This window comes from Kocuria dechangensis, assembly GCF_014636775.1.
Lineage (GTDB): Bacteria > Actinomycetota > Actinomycetes > Actinomycetales > Micrococcaceae > Kocuria > Kocuria dechangensis.
Map to the genome: position 1 here is coordinate 1 of NZ_BMEQ01000044.1, position 16,940 is coordinate 16,940.

A 16,940-nucleotide genomic window follows, 5' to 3' on the forward strand; every position below is an offset into this window, starting at 1 on the left:
ACTACGTCCGCCACGGCACCTCGACCCTGTTCGCCGCCCTGGAGATCGCCACCGGCCACGTCACCGCCGCGTTCAAACCAAGGCACCGGCGCCAGGAGTTCCTGGCCTTCCTGAAACAGGTCGCCCGGGCCTACCCGAGCCAGGAGCTGCACCTGGTGATGGACAACTACGCCACCCACAAAACGCCCGAGGTGCGGGCTTGGCTGGCGCAGAACCCGCGGTTCCGGGTGCACTTCACACCCACCTCGGCGTCATGGCTGAACCTGGTGGAGGTCTGGTTCTCCATCATCGAGCGTCAGGCCCTGCACCGGGCCGACGTCGCCTCCGTGGCAGAGCTCAACAAGCGCATCCGTGCCTTCGTCACCGGCTGGAACGACCGCTGCCACCCCTTCGTGTGGACCAAGACCAGCACCGAGATCCTCAACAAAGCCAACCGCCAAATGACTTCAAGTACGGGCCACTAGTGCTGGAAGTCACCCGTAGGGGTGGCACACGTGCACGGGTTCCCATCACGGCCGGGGCCGCAGCGGTCCTGGAGGCCTATCTCGGCCACCGGATTGGCAAGGATGCCGAAATCAGCCACGATGACCGGCCGCTGTTCATTACCGCCACCGGCAAGGCCTGGGATCCCTCTCAGGCCTTCCGCACCATCCGTCAACTGGCTACGGACGCGGGTATCCCAGAGCGAATCACCCCGCAGACTCTGCGAGACACCTGCATCGCCCTGGCCCGGGACGACAGGACCGCGCTGAGTGACGCCCAAGAAGTGCCGCCCCGCACGGACTCCGGCCCCATCCACCCTCAGGTGCGCGATGAGCTGTAAGGAGGGACTGTCTCGCCCGGAATGCTCCTGGAGACCGCGGAGCCCCAGGGCCCGACCGTGCACTCCCACCTGCATGAGGTGTGGCCCGACATTCTGGCCTTCACCGCTCTTTCCAAGGTGGGTAGGGCAGCGCTGACAGCACAGCACGACGGGTGGGCCGAGGACCGCCGTTACACGGGTCTCGAAGCCCTGAACCGGTCCCGGCCCAGACTGGCCGACATCGCCGATATCGGGTAGAAGGTCGCCACCGTCGATACCCTCAACGCTTAACCTCACCCGGAAGGATTCCCGTCGGACCCGTGCATCCTCAACAAGACCTGACTCCCTGAGCGAGGAGCCCGGCGGCAGCTCACCCTTATCTTCCCCGGTGCCCGTGTCACCGCAGGCTGGTTGGGGATGCAACGGGACTATGGCAGTGACAGTGCGCAACCCTGCTCGGCCAGACTCGGCGTTTCCTCCGCGAGAGCGGTCCCGTGGAGGGAATACTGCTGGACTGGAACCCCAAAGTCTTTGGCGTACATCCGGCTCTTCTGGCCATCACCTGGCGCGGTGTCCCATATTCGGTATACAACGCCCCCTTGTGCGCTTCCCCACGCTCTAGACGAGAAAGGACCGGCGGCCCACCTCGGCGCGAGGCGGACCGCGCACCACCTCATGTCTTTCACCCCCGATTCCTCTGATCTTCCTGGGCACGGCTACACCTTCGACGACAAGATGCCCGCGACTACCCGCGGTCGCGCCGAGCAGCTAGCGGCCTTCGTGAGCACCCATGGGAGGCTCCCCGCTCGACGGGCAAAGGAGGATCAGGAGCGTGCACTGGCAGAGTGGTCATACAAGCACAGTCGTTCCAACAGCCCGCATCCCGTGGTACTGCAGATCATCACCGACGGTGGTGGCTACGGTGCCGACGCCACTGCTCAGCTGACCGAACGCCGCCGCAAGGAGCTAGTGGCTTTCATCAATGCCCAGGGGCGGCTGCCGAGCCATCGATCCGGAGACGTGCAGGAGCAGGAGCTGAGACGGTGGGTTCAACGCCACCTCAAGCGCCCCCACCCGGACCCGGTCGTCGTGGAGCTCGTGGAACGGCTGGGGAGATTCACCCGTGAGCCGACCGTGCGCACCGGGACCCGGTTGGCTGAGCTCGAGCAGTTCGTCGCTGACCATGGCCGACTCCCGAACACCGGTGCCGAGGATGAGCAGGAAGCGTCGTTAGCCATTTGGCTGGCAGCCCATCGCAACCGGCACGGGGCGCACGAGCGGGTACTGGAAATCGTGGGACGCTATAAAACCGATACCCCCACGATGGGCACTGACGCCGATCGGCGGCTGGAGCAGTTGCGCGCGTTCGTGACTTCCCTCGGGCGTCGCCCGAAACTGACACGCACCCGCCCGGAAGAAAGCTCCCTGGCCCGGTGGGCCGCTGCAGCGCTGGCCCACCCGGAGCTGGCTGAGCCGGTGCGGGAAATTCTCGAACCCTACGGGTTGATTACCGATCAGCCGCGTCAGCGCGGCCTCTCCCCGGACGCGGCACGGCGGATCGAGCAGTTGCGCACCTTCGTCACGACCCATGGCCGGGCCCCGCGGCATTACGGGAATCAGGAGGAGCTGTCTCTCTACCGCTGGTTGCACCGAGCTGACCGAGCCCGGGACCCAGAGCCGGAAGTGCTGCAGATTCTCGCCGAACTGGGGCATCCCTCGGCCCACGCCCGCCGGGTGAGCCAGCTGGAGCAGTTCGTGGCCGCCCACGGCCGCCTGCCCCGCTCCGTCGGGGTCGAGCACGAGCTCTACACCTGGATGAATCAGCACATCCAGCGGGCCAGGGCGGACCCGAAGGTCCTGGCCCTGGTGGCCGCCCACGCCGATGAGGAGTCACGGTGACTGAATCCCGCCTGCCGTGGTGGAAGGCATCGGGGCGGACGGGACCGGGGCGGATGTTTCGCTCCACGCACAGGCCCACGCATGCCGCCGGTGCCGTCCGATGATCATGGTTTGCGCCGGGCTCGGAGCGTTGGCCGGACTCGTCGGTGCCCGGTCACTGGCGAGCTTCGACCCTTCTCCTCTCACCCATCGTGGTCCCTTATCTGACGCGGAGGTCGGACGGACAGGGACGACGGCGGGGATGGCGGCAGCCGCAGCGCTGCTGTTCGCCGCCGTAGCGCTACTGACGGAGTCTGCCGCTGCCCTCCCGGCATGGCTAGCCCTAGGAGGGTTCACCATGGTGCTCGTGGTCGTTGACATCCGTCACCACCTACTGCCCGACGCCCTGGTGGGCCCCGCCCTGCTGGTCGGCATCCTCACGATCTCCGCCCACGGGCTCGCCGCCGGGGACCCCTGGGTGGTGAGCCGAGCCCTGGCCGGTTCGGCCGCTCTGTTCCTCCTTTACCTGACCCTGGCCCTGATTTCCCCGTCCGGGATGGGCATGGGTGATGTAAAGCTCGCTTCGGTGGCCGGCCTGTACCTCGGGTCCCTGGGATGGGGACCCTGGATCCTGGGGGCTGCGGCCGGCCCGGCGATCGGCGCGATCATTGCCGCCTGCATGCTGGTCCTCCACCCCACAAATAGGGACACGGAAGTAGCCTTCGGGCCTGCCATGCTGACCGGTGTTTTTACAGTGTTTTCCCTGGTCAACGTGGGGTGAGCAGGATTACGTCAGATATGTGACGATGTTTTTGCATGGTATTGCTATAGCACATGGGTATGCATATTCTTTAAACGGGTCGGTAACCACCGTAGCGAGGGCGTTGCCCAAGAGAACGTGATCCCACTCGACCCGTCCCTCTGCACCACGCACCCTGACCCGAAGGACTCCTCATGCTGCCCATGCTCGTCTTCATCCAGAACCTCTTCACCGACGCCAAGGATCGCCTCGCCCACGAGGCCAAGGGCGCCACCGCCGTCGAGTACGGCCTGATCATCGGTCTCATGGCCGTGGCCCTGATCGCCGCCTTCGTCATCCTCGGCCCGGCGCTCCAGGCCACCTTCACCGACGTCTCCAACGAGATGGACGTGACCCCGTAACACCGGCCGGTCACCACCCGAAGCGCCGCGGCGTCCCTCCGGGGCGTCGCGGCGCTTCGCCGTCCACGCTCCTCCCACTCAGCCTGCCGCACCGCCTGCACCACCCCGTGACCCTGCCCGTTTTTCCGACCGGAGGACGCGACCGATGAACCCTTGGCGCTCTGAACGCGGTGCTGCTGCTGTGGAGTTCGCCCTGATCCTGCCGTTCCTGCTCCTGATCATCATGGGAGTGATCGAGTTCGGCCGGGGCTACAACGCCCAGATCAGCCTCACTCACGCCGCCCGCGAAACCGCCCGCACCATGGCAGTCTCCAACAACTGGAGCACCGCCGTGAACACCGGCCGCTTGGCAGCTCCCACCTTGAATCTCGACGTCACCGATTTCAAGGCTGCCCCTTCTGCCCCACCGGCTTCCCCTGCGTGTGTAGCGGGTTCAATGATCACCGTGACCATCGAATACGAGTTGGACACCATCACCGGGTTCTTCGACGACATAGATCTGGAAGGAAAGGCGGCCATGCGATGCGGCGGCTGACTCACCGCCTCGAGCGGTCACTAATTATCCACCACGACAAGAATGAGCGCGGCGCTGTCACTGTCATCGTCGCTCTGTGCCTGGTCGTCATGCTCGGTTTCGTCGCTCTGGCCCTGGATTTCGGCCTGATGTATTCCGAACGTGCTGAGCTGCAGTCCAGCGCCGACGCGGCCGCCCTGGCCGTGGCGCAGAAATGCGTCGCCCAGGAAGACGGCCTGGACTGCAGCCGTGACAACACCACTGACAAGACCCTCGCCCTGGCCGAAGCCCGCAAGTACGCCACCGGTACCGTCCGTGACGGCATGGTGGACGTGGACCAGCCCTCCATCGTGGGCAACACCGTGCGTGTCACCACCCATGCCCTGGACTCCGACGGCGAGGGCCCGTTGGCCTTGAACTTCGGCGTCGGCTCAGGTGTGGAGGAGATCGAGGTCGGGGCGACTGCGATGGCTGAGTGGTACCGGCCCAACAAGGGCCCGGCGGTCCTGCCCATCGTCATCTCCCCGTGCGACTTCCATCTCAACGCCGGCCCCCAGCTTCTCCAGCTTCACAGCGTCACCGGCACCAAGAAGAGTCCTCCCTCAGTCGGATGCCCCCTCAAGAGTTCTTCGGGCGCCAATATTCCTGGCGGTTTTGGTTTTATCGACGTCCCGTCGACCACGTGTACTGCCACCGTCCAAGTCGGCCAGACTGCATACTCCGACCCCGGTAATGATCTTCCCAGCCAGTGCGTGAGCGTGCTGAATAAACACGTGGGGCAGACCGTGCTGCTGCCGCTGTACAAAGACCTGGGCAGCACTGGCAACACGGGATGGTACAAGATCGAGGGGTGGGTGGCGTTCAAACTGCTCGGCTGGCGATTCCCCGGCATCACTCCTTACGACAACACTCGTTACAGCGGGGCGACCTGCAGCAATCCCTGTACCGGGATCATCGGCGAGTTCGTGCGCTTCGCCAGCCTCGATGAAGCGTTCACCTCTGGTGGGCCCAACTACGGGGCCGCCGTCGTGGGCATCAAGGAATAACCCTGCACGCCGGTGTCCCCGCTGCCGTGCGATCTCACCCCTATATGAGCATCGAGCCGATTGCCTCGTTCCGCCACTCGGCCGGAACATCTGCCGCACCATCGCCCCCTGTCTCTGAGACCTGGAAGAACCCCTGTGAAGATCAGAATCATCGCTGCTGCTGTCATGGTCATCCTGTCCATCGCCGGCATCGTGCTCGTCAGCAGCCACATCAGTTCCGCGGACGCTCGAGCCCTGCAGAACCAACAACCACGGGAGGTCTACCTTGTCACCGTCCCGATCGCTGAGGGCACCCCTGTCGAGGAGCTTGGCGAGTCCCTCAAGCTGCAGACCGTGCCCGCGGTCACGGTGCCTGAGGATGCTGTGACTTCCCTGTCCGAGTACAAGGGCAAGGTCGCCGGCGTGGATTTGAAGCCCGGGGAGCAGGTGCTTTCCTCGCGCCTGGTCGATCCGCAGGTTCTGGAGGCACCTGGCACCATTCCGGTGCCCAAGGGATTGCAGGAGGTCACCGTCCAGCTCGACGCCGCTCGTGTGGTGGGTGGCCAGCTCAAGGCCGGTGACACCGTCGGGTTCTTCGCCTCTTTCCCCGAGCCCGATCGCACCGACATGAAGCTTCACAAGGTGCTTGTCACCTCCGTGCAAGGTGCCGCAGCCGCCGAGGCCCCCGCCGAGGGGGAGGAGCCCGTGGCTGGATCGGCCCCTCCGGTGCCTGAAGGCGGCATGCTCGTCACCCTGGCCGTGAAGGCTGACACTGCCGAGGAGATCATCTTCTCCGCCGAGTTCGGTTCCATCTGGCTCTCCCACGAGCCCGACGACGCCGAGGAGAACAACAACGGCGCCCGGATGGAGGACTTCAAGTGAGTCGCTTCCTGCTGGTCACTCCCGATACCGCCTACGATCGCCGCTTCCGGGCCGCGGTTGAGGGACGGATCCCCGGCGACGTCCAGACCGTGTTCAACGCCTCCCTGCCCGGCACCCCCGACGAGCTGCTGGGCCGCTCGATCGGGGAGGTCCCCTCCGTGGTCTTGCTGGGCCCCGGCGTGGCGGTGGAGGACGCCCTGTCATTGGGAGCTGTCTTCGACGTCCAGCGGCCCGAGGTCAGCCTCGTCCTCGTCGGACCGGACGACCCGGCCCTGGCTCTGGCCGCGATGCGCGCCGGGTTCCGCGACGTGGTGGCCGTGACCGCCGACGAAGTGACGCTGCGAGTGGTCCTCACCCGTGCCACCGATGCCGCTGACTCCCGCCGCCGTGCCCTGCCCGGCGCCGGTGCCTCCTCCGCCGGCACCTACGCGAACGGGCACTCCTCCTCGCGTCCTGACAGCCGCGTCATCGTGGTGACCTCTCCCAAGGGCGGCGTCGGGAAGACCACCCTCGCCGCGAACCTGGCGGTGGGCTTGGGCAGCATTGCCCCGATGAACACGATCATCGTGGACCTGGATGTCCAGTTCGGTGACGTCGCCGCGGCCCTGCGCCTGGCCCCGGAGCACAATCTGACCGACGCCACCACCGGGCCGGCCAGCCAGGACGCCCTGGTGCTCAAGACGTTCCTGAGCGTCCACCCGGCGTCGATCTACGCCCTGTGCACTCCGTCCAACCCGATCGAGGGCGAACGGATCAATGCCGCCCAGGTCACCCACCTGCTCGACCAGCTCACCGGTCAGTTCCAGTACATCGTGGTCGACACCGCTCCCGGGATGGGGGAGCACTCCCTGGCGGCACTGGAATCGGCCACCGATGTGGTGTTCGTCACCGGCATGGACGTGCCCGGAGTGCGCGGGATGCGCAAGCAGATGGACCTGCTCAACGAACTCGGACTCGTTCCCCAGGAGGTGAAGGTCGTGGTCAACGCCGCCGACCGCAACAACGGACTCTCCGTCCAGGACATCGAGGCCACCATCAAGCATCACGTGGACCTGGTGATCCCCCGCTCCAAGATGGCCGGCTACGCGACCAACCGCGGGGAACCGCTTCTGCTGCACTCCCCGAAGGACAAGGCCTCCAAGAAGCTGCGGGAGCTGGTCGGGATGTTCGACCCGGACTACACGGCTCCTCGCAAGGGCAACCACCGGAAGGCGGTGGGTGCGTGAAGCTTTCGGACCGCCTCGCCCTCGTCCGCGGCGAAGCCCTCGTCGAGGCCGTCACCCACGGCTCACCGGAATCCGCTCCGCTGGAGGTCGCACCCCCCGCCCCGGAACCGGCTCATACGGGGCCCGCGGTCTCTTCCCCGGAGACCGCACGCGCCGCCTCCCCGGTGGTTCCCGATGCCCTGGCGGGGCTCAAGCGCAGGGTCAAGGACGAGCTGATGATCCGGATCGGCTCGCGGGGCTCGGACTCCAGCCTCTCCGAGGCCGACCTGCGGGCCTACGCTCGGGAGCAGCTGGTAGACATCGTCAAGGCCGAGCAGGTCCCGATGTCCACCGAGGAGCGGGACCGGCTGATCCGTCAGATCAGCGACGACGTGCTCGGCTACGGCCCCCTCCAGGCACTGCTGGACGACGAGACCGTCACCGAGATCATGGTCAACGGCCCCGACCAGATCTTCATGGAACAGAACGGCAAGGTCACGCTCTCCGGGTCCACCTTCACCTCCGAGGAGCAACTGCGCAACGTCATCGAGCGGATCGTCACGCAGGTCGGGCGGCGCATCGACGAGTCCTCCCCATTGGTCGACGCCCGCCTGCCCGACGGATCGCGCGTGAACGCCGTGATCCCGCCACTGGCGGTCAACGGCTCCTCGCTGACCATCCGCAAGTTCGCCAAGGACCCGCTGAAGGTGGACGACCTCATCCGCTTCGGCTCCATCACCCCGCAGATGGCCGAGTTGCTGCAGGCGTGCGTGGAAGCCCACCTGAACATCCTCGTCGCAGGGGGCACCGGCACGGGCAAGACCACGATGCTCAACGTCATGTCCTCCTTCATCCCCCACGGAGAGCGGATCGTGACCATCGAGGACGCCGTGGAACTCCAGCTCCAGCAGGAGCACGTGGTGCGCCTGGAGTCCCGTCCGGCCAACATCGAGGGCAAGGGCGAGATCTCCATCCGTGACCTGCTCAAGAACTCCCTGCGGATGCGCCCGGACCGCATCGTCGTCGGTGAGTGCCGTGGTGGCGAGGCGCTGGACATGCTCCAGGCGATGAACACCGGCCACGACGGGTCCCTGTCGACCATCCACGCCAACTCCCCGCGCGACGTGATCTCGCGCCTGGAGACCCTGGTACTGATGGCCGGGATGGACCTGCCGCTGAAGGCCGTGCGCGAGCAGATCGCCTCGGCCATCGACGTGGTCGTCCAGCTGTCCCGCCTCCGGGACGGCTCCCGCCGCGTCACCCATGTCACCGAGATCCAGGGCATGGAGGGGGAGACCGTCACCCTTCAGGACGCCTTCCTCTTCGACTACTCCGCCGGGGTGGACCGAAACGGCCGCTTCCTGGGCACGACCAAGACCACCGGCGTCCGTCCGAAGTTCGTCGACAAGTTCGAGGACCACGGCATCCGGCTCTCCCCCTCGGTGTTCGACCCCCGGGGTGGTCGCTGATGGGCGGATTGCTCGCCGGGGTGGGGATGCTGCTCGCCGCAGGGCTGACGGGTCTCTTCCTCGTCGCCAGCTCGCGCCGCCCGCGTCTGCCGATGGACCGGCGGCGCCCGCCGGTCACGGCCGCCGACGCCCGGCGGTCTCAGCTGAGCAAACTCACCGGCATCACCACCGAGGCGATCGCCGTCACCCTGGAGCGCTACGGGTGGACCCGCAGGATCGCCACCGCCCTTGATCTGGCCGGCGTGCGCGTCGCTCCGGCAGACTTTTTGGTGCTCGTGGCGGTCGGCGGAGTGGTCGGCGCCCTCTTCGGGCTCGTCCTCGGTGGCCCCGTTCTGGGCATTCTGTTCCTCGTGGCGAGCCCCTTGGCGGCCAAGTTCGGCCTCGGATTCCTGGTGGGACGGCGCAAGAAGAAGTTCGGCGACCAGCTGGACAACACCCTGCAACTGTTCGCCGGATCTCTGCGCGCCGGACACTCTCTACTGCGGGCCGTGGACGCGGTCGCCAAGGAGTCCGAGGCCCCGACGTCCGAGGAGCTGGCACGGGTGGTCAACGAGACCCGGATCGGCCGCGGACTCGACGAGGCAATGGAGATGACCGCTGAACGGATGGAGAGCGAGGACTTCTCCTGGGTGGCCCAAGCCATCGGCATCCACCGTGAGGTCGGCGGTGACCTGGCCGAGGTGCTCGACCGGGTCGGGGCCACCATCCGCGAACGCAACCAGATCAAGCGACAGGTCAAGACGCTATCGGCCGAGGGCAAGATGTCGGCATACATTCTCATGGCCCTGCCCGTGCTGATTGCCGGGATCCTCTCGCTCATCAATCCCGACTACATCGGCAAGTTCCTCACCAGCGGTTTATGGGGCTACGGCCTCATCGCTCTCGCACTGGTGATGTTTGTGATCGGCGGTTTCTGGATGGCGAAGATCGTCAAAATCAGGTTCTGACACCCGTCTCACCCCACCCCTCACCTCTCCCTCGGACCTCGAAGGACCCACCCCATGCCCTCGACCATCCCACTCGCGCTCTTCTGCCTCATCGGCGCCGCAGCAGTGGCCATCTGGCTAATCGTCAGCACCCGCTGGGGCGGGGACCGCATTGTGCGACAGAACCTCAAGCAGGGCCTGACCGACTCCGAGACGGAACAGGTCCGCTCCGCCACCAACTTCGGTTGGGCCCGGAAGTTCATCACCGCCAAGGGTGCCGAGCGGCTCGAAACCCTATACGCGAAGGCGGGTCGGCCAGCGAAGTGGCCGCTGACCCGAATCATGGCGTTCAAGGTCATCGCGTTGGGCACCGTGGCCGTGGTCGGGCTGATGATGCTTGTCCTTTCCGGGTCTAACAAAATAATCCTCCTAATGGTGATCCTGCTCATTCCGCTGGCCTATTTCGTTCCCGATCTCCTGCTGTACTCGAAGGGCACCGAGCGGCAGAAAGAGATCGGTTTGGAACTGGCCGACACCCTGGACCAAATGATGATCGCCGTGGAGGCCGGGCTGGGCTTCGAATCAGCCATGTCGAGGGCCGGGCACAACGGCAAGGGGCCGTTGGCGGAAGAGCTGGTGCGCACCCTGCAAGAAATGCGAGTCGGCATCCCCCGTCGCGACGCCTACCTGGCCTTGGAGCAACGCGCCGATGTGCCAGACTTACGCAGCTTTACCCGTGCCGTTATCCAGGCCGACGCCTACGGCATCTCGATCTCCTCGGTGCTACGCACGCAGGCCGATGAGATGCGGATCAAGCGCCGGCAACGAGCCGAAGAGGCGGCTCAAAAAATCCCCACGAAAATCCTCATCCCGCTGATGCTCTTAGTTTTGCCGGTACTGTTCATCGCCGTGCTGGGGCCAACCGCCCTTACCTTCATCGTCGGGTAACAGCCGGGGCTTCGGCCCACACGCCGTCTCCACAAAAATGTGTGCGGCATGTTGGAGAGCACCACTTCACTGGACCTAACCCTCATTTACTTGACATGTCAACAAAATGAGGGTTAGCTCGTGTATGAGACCGCGTGATGTTCGGGGTCTTCTGCCGGAAAGGCGTTGGTTTGGTGGTGTTGGAGCCCTGATCTGGCCGTGGCGGCTGGATACGGTGAAGGGGATTTCGCCGGTTGACCGATGGAGCCCCCCAATGTCCAGAGCGCGCGCACGGAATCATGTCGAGGGACAGCTGAGCCTCGATGCATATCTCTTCCCGGAACCTGAGGAGGTTCGTAATGAACACGTACGGCAAGTTCGCACAGGACGCGTGGAAGACGACCGCGCCCGCGGAGTACGCCCTGATCCCGGACCCGATTCAGTGGTTCGAGGCGCTGGGGGAGGAGGCGGCTCAGCGGGTGGGCGAGCTGATGATGGAGCTGGCCGGCCCGGACCCAATGGGGGAGACCTACCTGGAGAAGGTGGGGCGGCTGAACGCGTCGAAGATGCAGGCCGAGGAGATCGTGCGGGCCGAGATGCTGACTCCGGATCCGTCGGTGCAGCAGGAACCGGAGGAGGACGAGGAGGAGTCCGGGGTGGTTCAGATGCTGCGGGTCGTGGAGCAGCTGAACCGGGAGGACCGGGAGTACTGGGACGAGATGGCCCGGCAGGACGCCGAACAGGCGTAATCCCGGCTGCTGCTGAGTCTGAGGGGCTGGGGCGTTTCGTCCCCCGGGCCCAGGACGAGTTGGCCCCATCCGGGGCCCAGGCACGCTTCCCGGCCAACCTCGCCGCACTGCGTGTGCTGCGCAGCCTGCAGGCCGAGGAGCGGTCCGCCACTGAACTTGAGCGCACGACCTTGGCCCGCTGGGGGGCCTGGGGTGCCAGTGGGGTCGCGGAGATTTTCGACGAGTCCCGCACCGAGTATGAGCCCGACCGGGTGGAGCTGCGCGAGCTGCTGGATGAGACCGAGTACGCGGCCGCGCGCCGGACGGTGATCAATGCCCACTACACCGATCCGGCGATCGCCACCGAGGTCTGGGGCGCCCTGGAGCGGCTGGGCTTCCAGGGTGGGCGGGTGCTGGAGCCCGGCTCCGATGCCGGCACCTTCATCGGATTGGCCCCGGACGGGGCGCAGATGACCGGGGTGGAGCTGGACCCGGTGACCGCGGCCATCTCCCAGGCCATTTACCCGGAGGCCACGATCCGCACGGAGTCGTTCGCGGACACCCGGATGCCCGGTGGGGTCTTCGACGCGGCGGTGGGCAACGTTCCCTTCTCGCGGAACACGCTGCACGGGCCCGAACCGTTCACCTGTTGCAGATCTGAGGGGCTCAGCTCTCGCAGTCGGTGCAGTACTTCACCTCGCCTTTCTGGCGGGCGAGCTGGGAACGGTCGCCGACCAAGAAGCAGGAGGCGCAGGTGAACTCGTCGACCCGCTCCGGGATCACCGCCACGATGAGCTCCTCGTGGGAGAGGTCTGCACCGGGCAGGTCGATGCCCTCGGCCGTGTCGGCGGCCTCGAGATGGGCCACCGGGTCCTGGGAGGTCGTGCTGGCCCGGGTCCGGAGCGCTTCCAGGGACTCGTTGGCCGGCTCGTCCTCGACCCGGGTGCGCGGAGCGTCGTAATCGGTGGTGGCCATGGTGAGGCGCGTACTCCTTCAAAGGATGGGGTGGTGGATTCCCCGCCACAACACCGCTGGTCAACCCCCTATTCCAGAAGGCCCCGCCACAGAACCGGACACAAGACCCGTTGGAAGATGGGAAGCGGCGGAAGTTTGTGCATTTGCTGGAACTCGTCTCAAACTGCCTCCAGTGTGTTTGAGCAGCTCCTCACCACGCTGGACCGTCTGGGGCGCTCGACGCAGAACGTGCTGGCCTTCGCAGAGCAGCTGCGGGGCAGGGGCGCGGGGTTGCGGGTGCTGAACCTGGGTGGGGGAGACGTGGACACCCACACCCCGATGGGCTCGATGGTCTTCACCGTGATGGAGGCCCTGGCCCGCATTGAGCTGGAGATCAAGCGGGAGCGGATCACCGACTCCGTGACCAAGCGCCGGGCTGCCGGCAAGGACCTGTGCGGGCACCGCCCAACCTTCACCGACTTCCAGATCCGCAGTGCCTGCGGCTCATCGAGAGCGGGGGAGCCGGCTGCCCGGTCGCCCGGGATGTGGCGATGGCCGCGAGGCACCATGGATCAGGAACAGGTTCATCAGAAGGCACATCCGCAACATTGGGATGACGGACGCATTCACAGCCCAGGCCCTGGTCACGCGGGTATAAGATCCCGTCAAAGACGGGAGGGGAACGGGGCCGCGGCTGGGACCGCAGTGTCGTGGACGAGCCTGTTTTCGTTTTCCGCACCATCGACCTTGTCAGGACCGACGGTACTGTGCACGGCGCCGGGCAGCACAGATGGTTCGCTTGGCGGACCACCGCGACGAGGATCGCCGCCCTGGCCGGCGCCCTCGCATGATGTCGAGTACTCGTCCTCAGCGAGGATGACCTCGAGAGCCTCGACGGATACGTCGATCAACGGGACTACCGCCTCCGGTTGACCCCTGGGCCAGGGCGCAGGGGTACGGCCTCCTCACCTTTTGGACATGCCATGCGACCTCTCGTGATTCGCAGCGCTATCGTCGCCTCGCTGGGCGGCTTGATCTTCGGTTTCGACACCGCCGTGATCTCGGGCACCACCGAGTCGCTGACGCAGGAGTTCAACCTCAGCGCCGGTGGCCTCGGGTTCACCGTGGCCGTGGCGCTCATCGGCACCATCGTGGGCGCCCTCACCGCCGGAGCGCCGGCGGACAGGTACGGGCGCAAGAAGATGCTCTTCTTCATCGGCGCGCTGTACGTGGTCGGCGCCGTGGGCTCGGCGGTGACCACTGACCACATCCTGTTCATGATCTTCCGCTTCCTCGGAGGCATCGGGGTGGGCATGGCCAGCGTGTGCGCCCCGATCTACACCGCCGAGATCTCCCCGGCCGCCCACCGAGGGCGTCTGGTGGGCCTGGTCCAGTTCAACATCGTGCTTGGGATCTTGCTGGCGTATCTGTCCAACTACTTGATCCGGATCGCCCTGCCGGTCGAGGTCGCTTGGCGGTGGATGTTCGGGGTGATGGCGCTTCCGGCCATCGTCTTCCTGCTGTTGTTGCTCACCGTGCCCGAGACCCCGCGCTGGCTGATGAGTAATGGTCAGGACCGCAAGGGCGTGGAGATCGCCCGCCGGCTGTGCGCCACCGAGGCCGAGTTCGACCTGGAGGTCAGTGAGATCCGCGCCTCGCTGGCCGCGGCGGAGAACGCCCCTAGCGTCCGCTTCTTCACCGCCCAGCACCGCCGGGTCATCCTGCTGGCGGTGGCGATCGCCGCGTTCAACCAGCTCTCGGGCATCAACGCGATTCTGTACTACGCCCCCGAGGTGCTCACCCGGGCCGGTGCCTCCACCAACGCCGCCTTCTTGATGAGCGTGGGAGTGGGCCTGATGAACCTGGTCGCCACGATGGCCGCGCTGTCGGTCATCGACCGGTTCGGCCGGCGCCGGCTCATGCTGGTCGGCTCGATCGGGTACCTGATCAGTCTCGGCTTCCTCTCCGGGGTGATGTTCTACTACGAGCCCGTCTTCACACCGGCCTCCAGCGTCCTGGTGCTCATCGGATTGCTGGTGTTCATCGCCGCTCACGCCTTCGGTCAGGGCGCGGTGATCTGGGTGTTCATCTCCGAGATCTTCCCCAACCGCATCCGTGGCCGCGGTCAGTCGCTGGGCAGCCTGACCCACTGGGTGTTCGCAGCCCTCACCTCCTATGCGTTCCCCCCGGTCATCGTGGCCCTGGGTGGCGGCTGGGCCTTCCTGATCTTCTTCGTCTGCATGATCGGGCAGCTGATCTGGGTCCTGAAGGTGATGCCTGAGACCAAGGGCGTGCCGCTGGAGGAAATGGAAGAACAACTCGGGATCGTGCACCACCGCACCTCCGCCTGAGCAGACAAGGAGACCGGCCATGAGCGGGCCCGAAGTCCGGCTCCTGGGCGAGGCTCCCCTCGGCGTGGTCCGCGACGGCAGACAACGGAGGAACACCTCGGGACAGCCTGCTCAGCATCGGAGGCGGCTGGGCCCGGTGGGGCCGTGGCATGACCGTCCGGGCCTGGAGGTGCCGTGACGCCGAGGCCGAACGGGATACGCAGGGGGCACCGAGTCGTATGCGGTGGGCGGCAGGACGGCGATTATGGAGATAATGCCCGCCTACGCACGAGTTCATGCTGGTGGGCCCGGCTCCTGCTGGCGATCTGGAGACCTTCGGGCTGCCGACCGGCTACGAGATGCCGGGGCCCCGGAGCGTGTCTCTACCTCGCAGTGTCAGCGCTCTTGGAATTGTGGGCCGGTGGTGCTCGTCGAATAGTGGGCCACGTGGTTGTGGTTAGTTTGTCTGCTTGGTGATGGCGACGCTAGGGAGCGTGTCAGTTCCGAGGTGTTTGAGCCGGTAGCTGGCGCCTTTGAGGGTGTGGACCTCGGCGTGGTGAACGACGCGGTCGATCATCGCGGCGGCGACGGTTTGGTCGCCGAAGACCTCGCCCCAGCGGGCGAAGGGCAGGTTGCTCGTGAGGATCAGCGAGGCGTGTTCGTAGCGGGAGGACACGAGCTGGAAGAACAGGTTCGCTGCGTTTTGTTCGAAGGGCAGGTAGCCGACCTCGTCGACGATGATCAGTCCGTAGCGTTTGAGCTTGGCCAGCTCAGCGGCCAGCCGGTCCTGGGTGTGCGCGCGGTGCAGGCGATCGATCCACTGGCTGGCGGTGCCGAAGAGCACCCGGTGGCCGGTGTGGCAGGCGGCGACGCCCAAGGCGATGGCCAGGTGCGTTTTTCCGGTGCCGGGTGGGCCCAGCAACACGACGTTGCGGGCCTCGGCGAGGTAATGACCGGCCAGCAGGGGTGCCAGATCCTCACGGCGGATGCCGGGCTGGTGATCGAAGACGAACTCCTCGACGGTCTTGGGGGCAGGAAATCCTGCGGCGCGGATCCGCAGCTGCGCCCCGGAAGCGTTGCGGGCGGCGACCTCGCGGTCGAGGACCGCGGCGAGATAGTCCTCGTGGGACCACCCGCCTGCCCGGGCCTGGTCGGCCAGCCTCGCGGCGGTCCGAGCGATCCGGGGTGCTTTCAGTGCTGCGGCCAGGTAAGCGATCTGCTTCAACGTGTCCTCGCCCATCAGGCGACCTCCCCGTCGAGAGTGGTGTTCTCGGTGATCTCCACGCCGAAGGCCCGGTCGTAGACCGACAGATCCCGCAGCAGCTCGTCGTCACCGACGGCCGGGCGGGACTGTTGGAAGGCGGCCCGCAGCGTGGCCGCGGTGGCCACGTGCGCTGGGTCGGTGAGCACCAGGTCCCAGCCCTCGGGACCACGGATGATGTGGCCGGTCTTGACGGATCCCTGCTCGTCCATCCAGCGCAGCTGCGCGCCGTGGACGTCGGCCCGGTAGCCGGACTGGCGGGCCACCCACGCCCCTTCGACCGAAGCCTCCTCACGACTGTCGGGCCAGGAGAGGTAGCTGATCGTGCACAGGACCGACAGGGTGACCCCGAGTGCCATGACCACCAGGCCAGTGAACACCGGCAGCCACGGAATCCAGGGGAGGCCGACCGAGACCACCATCGTGACGAACAGGGTGAGGATCGGATTGGTCCACCGGCCCGGCTCGGGCAGACGCGGGGTGGCCGCGACCGCGGGGAAAACCCGTACCGGGGTGCCAGTGGCCGTGGGGCGGTGATCATCGAAGAACGGCTGCAGTCGCAAAGAGGGGCTCCAATGGGCAGGGAAGGGCATGCGCACGAGGCGGGCGGTGAGCCAGACGTGGAGGCGGCGCCGGCGAAAGGGGCGCTGGGTCGCAGGGTCGGCCGCATCTTCCGGTGTACCCCGCGGGCCGGTGAACCACCCAGTCAGAAGACCGTTCGATTGCTCACATGCGACGGCCGGTCCCGACAACGGCCAAGCCCTGGCACCAACCTGGACAGCACGCTGGCGCCAGTCCGTGCTCCAGGGCTATCGCCGCAACTAACGACCTAATGCCGTTCCTCACCGGAGGTAGCAGACGGCGGTGCTCGTCCCACC

General features: G+C 66.3%; 19 protein-coding genes. 16 read left to right on the forward strand and 3 right to left on the reverse strand.

The window, feature by feature from the left end; all coding sequences use genetic code 11:
- The 14 genes from IEW07_RS19700 to IEW07_RS19765 all read left to right on the forward strand — a co-directional run.
- A partial coding sequence (locus IEW07_RS19700; protein ID WP_188540334.1) for an IS630 family transposase occupies positions 1-464 on the forward strand: 464 nt, incomplete at its 5' end.
- On the forward strand, positions 464-823 hold the full coding sequence (locus IEW07_RS19705) for a site-specific integrase (RefSeq protein ID WP_188540336.1): 360 nt from the start codon (positions 464-466) through the stop codon (positions 821-823). The genes IEW07_RS19700 and IEW07_RS19705, both read left to right, overlap by 1 nt.
- Positions 824-1,687: 864 nt before the next feature.
- Positions 1,688-2,701 carry a hypothetical protein gene (locus IEW07_RS19710; RefSeq protein WP_188540338.1) on the forward strand — a complete coding sequence of 338 codons (1,014 nt, stop codon included), beginning with the start codon at positions 1,688-1,690 and terminating at the stop codon, positions 2,699-2,701.
- A gap of 241 nt (positions 2,702-2,942) precedes the next feature.
- The gene (locus IEW07_RS21280) at positions 2,943-3,461 is read left to right on the forward strand and encodes a prepilin peptidase (RefSeq protein ID WP_371870253.1); all 519 of its coding nucleotides are present in this window, start codon (positions 2,943-2,945) and stop codon (positions 3,459-3,461) included.
- 173 nt (positions 3,462-3,634) lie between these two features.
- Positions 3,635-3,841 (forward strand): Flp family type IVb pilin, encoded by a 207-nt coding sequence (locus IEW07_RS19720; protein ID WP_188540340.1) that lies wholly within the window; start codon positions 3,635-3,637, stop codon positions 3,839-3,841.
- Positions 3,842-3,986: 145 nt separating this feature from the next.
- Complete coding sequence (locus tag IEW07_RS19725; protein ID WP_188540342.1) at positions 3,987-4,376, forward strand: TadE/TadG family type IV pilus assembly protein; 390 nt, start codon at positions 3,987-3,989, stop codon at positions 4,374-4,376.
- Entirely contained in the window at positions 4,364-5,401 is a 1,038-nt protein-coding gene (locus IEW07_RS19730; RefSeq protein WP_188540343.1) for a TadE/TadG family type IV pilus assembly protein, read from the forward strand. The genes IEW07_RS19725 and IEW07_RS19730 overlap by 13 nt, the downstream gene beginning before the upstream one ends.
- Before the next feature lie 135 nt (positions 5,402-5,536).
- Positions 5,537-6,262 (forward strand): Flp pilus assembly protein CpaB, encoded by a 726-nt coding sequence (cpaB, locus tag IEW07_RS19735; protein WP_188540345.1) that lies wholly within the window; start codon positions 5,537-5,539, stop codon positions 6,260-6,262.
- The gene (locus IEW07_RS19740; RefSeq protein ID WP_188540347.1) at positions 6,259-7,488 is read left to right on the forward strand and encodes a CpaE/TadZ family protein; all 1,230 of its coding nucleotides are present in this window, start codon (positions 6,259-6,261) and stop codon (positions 7,486-7,488) included. Before cpaB ends, IEW07_RS19740 begins: the two co-directional genes overlap by 4 nt.
- Positions 7,485-8,936 (forward strand): TadA family conjugal transfer-associated ATPase, encoded by a 1,452-nt coding sequence (locus IEW07_RS19745; RefSeq protein ID WP_371870254.1) that lies wholly within the window; start codon positions 7,485-7,487, stop codon positions 8,934-8,936. The genes IEW07_RS19740 and IEW07_RS19745 overlap by 4 nt, the downstream gene beginning before the upstream one ends.
- The gene (locus IEW07_RS19750) at positions 8,936-9,883 is read left to right on the forward strand and encodes a type II secretion system F family protein (RefSeq protein ID WP_188540349.1); all 948 of its coding nucleotides are present in this window, start codon (positions 8,936-8,938) and stop codon (positions 9,881-9,883) included. The genes IEW07_RS19745 and IEW07_RS19750 overlap by 1 nt, the downstream gene beginning before the upstream one ends.
- A 54-nt stretch (positions 9,884-9,937) precedes the next feature.
- Positions 9,938-10,810 carry a type II secretion system F family protein gene (locus IEW07_RS19755; protein ID WP_188540352.1) on the forward strand — a complete coding sequence of 291 codons (873 nt, stop codon included), beginning with the start codon at positions 9,938-9,940 and terminating at the stop codon, positions 10,808-10,810.
- A gap of 338 nt (positions 10,811-11,148) precedes the next feature.
- The gene (locus tag IEW07_RS19760; RefSeq protein WP_188540354.1) at positions 11,149-11,538 is read left to right on the forward strand and encodes a TnpV protein; all 390 of its coding nucleotides are present in this window, start codon (positions 11,149-11,151) and stop codon (positions 11,536-11,538) included.
- Between the two features lie 59 nt (positions 11,539-11,597).
- Positions 11,598-12,275: a class I SAM-dependent methyltransferase gene (locus IEW07_RS19765; protein WP_188540355.1), complete on the forward strand. Its 678-nt coding sequence runs from the start codon at positions 11,598-11,600 to the stop codon at positions 12,273-12,275.
- On the opposite strand, the gene IEW07_RS19770 is transcribed toward IEW07_RS19765, so the two are convergent.
- Positions 12,184-12,492, reverse strand: coding sequence for a DUF4193 domain-containing protein (locus IEW07_RS19770; protein ID WP_188540357.1), 309 nt, complete (start codon positions 12,490-12,492; stop codon positions 12,184-12,186). The genes IEW07_RS19765 and IEW07_RS19770 overlap by 92 nt on opposite strands.
- Before the next feature lie 117 nt (positions 12,493-12,609).
- Between IEW07_RS19770 and IEW07_RS21810 the strand changes: the two genes are divergently transcribed.
- Entirely contained in the window at positions 12,610-13,404 is a 795-nt protein-coding gene (locus IEW07_RS21810; RefSeq protein ID WP_371870255.1) for a recombinase family protein, read from the forward strand.
- A gap of 50 nt (positions 13,405-13,454) precedes the next feature.
- A complete protein-coding gene (locus tag IEW07_RS19780) occupies positions 13,455-14,822 on the forward strand; it encodes a sugar porter family MFS transporter (RefSeq protein ID WP_188540359.1) in 1,368 nt (455 codons plus the stop codon).
- A 436-nt stretch (positions 14,823-15,258) separates the two neighbouring features.
- On the opposite strand, the gene istB is transcribed toward IEW07_RS19780, so the two are convergent.
- Together istB and IEW07_RS19790 are read right to left on the reverse strand one after the other, a co-directional pair.
- Positions 15,259-16,041 (reverse strand): IS21-like element helper ATPase IstB, encoded by a 783-nt coding sequence (gene istB, locus IEW07_RS19785; RefSeq protein ID WP_188540361.1) that lies wholly within the window; start codon positions 16,039-16,041, stop codon positions 15,259-15,261.
- The gene (locus tag IEW07_RS19790; protein WP_188540363.1) at positions 16,041-16,625 is read right to left on the reverse strand and encodes a hypothetical protein; all 585 of its coding nucleotides are present in this window, start codon (positions 16,623-16,625) and stop codon (positions 16,041-16,043) included. Before IEW07_RS19790 ends, istB begins: the two co-directional genes overlap by 1 nt.
- Positions 16,626-16,940: the final 315 nt, after the last annotated feature.

What these genes read in the sequence shown, in the direction of transcription:
- IEW07_RS21810 (WP_371870255.1), top strand. Translation starts at nt 12,610, where the DNA reads ATGGGAAGCGGCGGAAGTTTGTGCATTTGCTGGAACTCGTCTCAAACT.
- IEW07_RS19730 (WP_188540343.1), top strand. Translation starts at nt 4,364, where the DNA reads ATGCGGCGGCTGACTCACCGCCTCGAGCGGTCACTAATTATCCACCAC.
- IEW07_RS19760 (WP_188540354.1), top strand. Translation starts at nt 11,149, where the DNA reads ATGAACACGTACGGCAAGTTCGCACAGGACGCGTGGAAGACGACCGCG.
- IEW07_RS19750 (WP_188540349.1), top strand. Translation starts at nt 8,936, where the DNA reads ATGGGCGGATTGCTCGCCGGGGTGGGGATGCTGCTCGCCGCAGGGCTG.
- IEW07_RS19780 (WP_188540359.1), top strand. Translation starts at nt 13,455, where the DNA reads ATGCGACCTCTCGTGATTCGCAGCGCTATCGTCGCCTCGCTGGGCGGC.
- IEW07_RS19770 (WP_188540357.1), bottom strand. Translation starts at nt 12,492, where the DNA reads ATGGCCACCACCGATTACGACGCTCCGCGCACCCGGGTCGAGGACGAG.
- IEW07_RS21280 (WP_371870253.1), top strand. Translation starts at nt 2,943, where the DNA reads ATGGCGGCAGCCGCAGCGCTGCTGTTCGCCGCCGTAGCGCTACTGACG.
- IEW07_RS19720 (WP_188540340.1), top strand. Translation starts at nt 3,635, where the DNA reads ATGCTGCCCATGCTCGTCTTCATCCAGAACCTCTTCACCGACGCCAAG.
- istB (WP_188540361.1), bottom strand. Translation starts at nt 16,041, where the DNA reads ATGGGCGAGGACACGTTGAAGCAGATCGCTTACCTGGCCGCAGCACTG.
- IEW07_RS19755 (WP_188540352.1), top strand. Translation starts at nt 9,938, where the DNA reads ATGCCCTCGACCATCCCACTCGCGCTCTTCTGCCTCATCGGCGCCGCA.
- IEW07_RS19725 (WP_188540342.1), top strand. Translation starts at nt 3,987, where the DNA reads ATGAACCCTTGGCGCTCTGAACGCGGTGCTGCTGCTGTGGAGTTCGCC.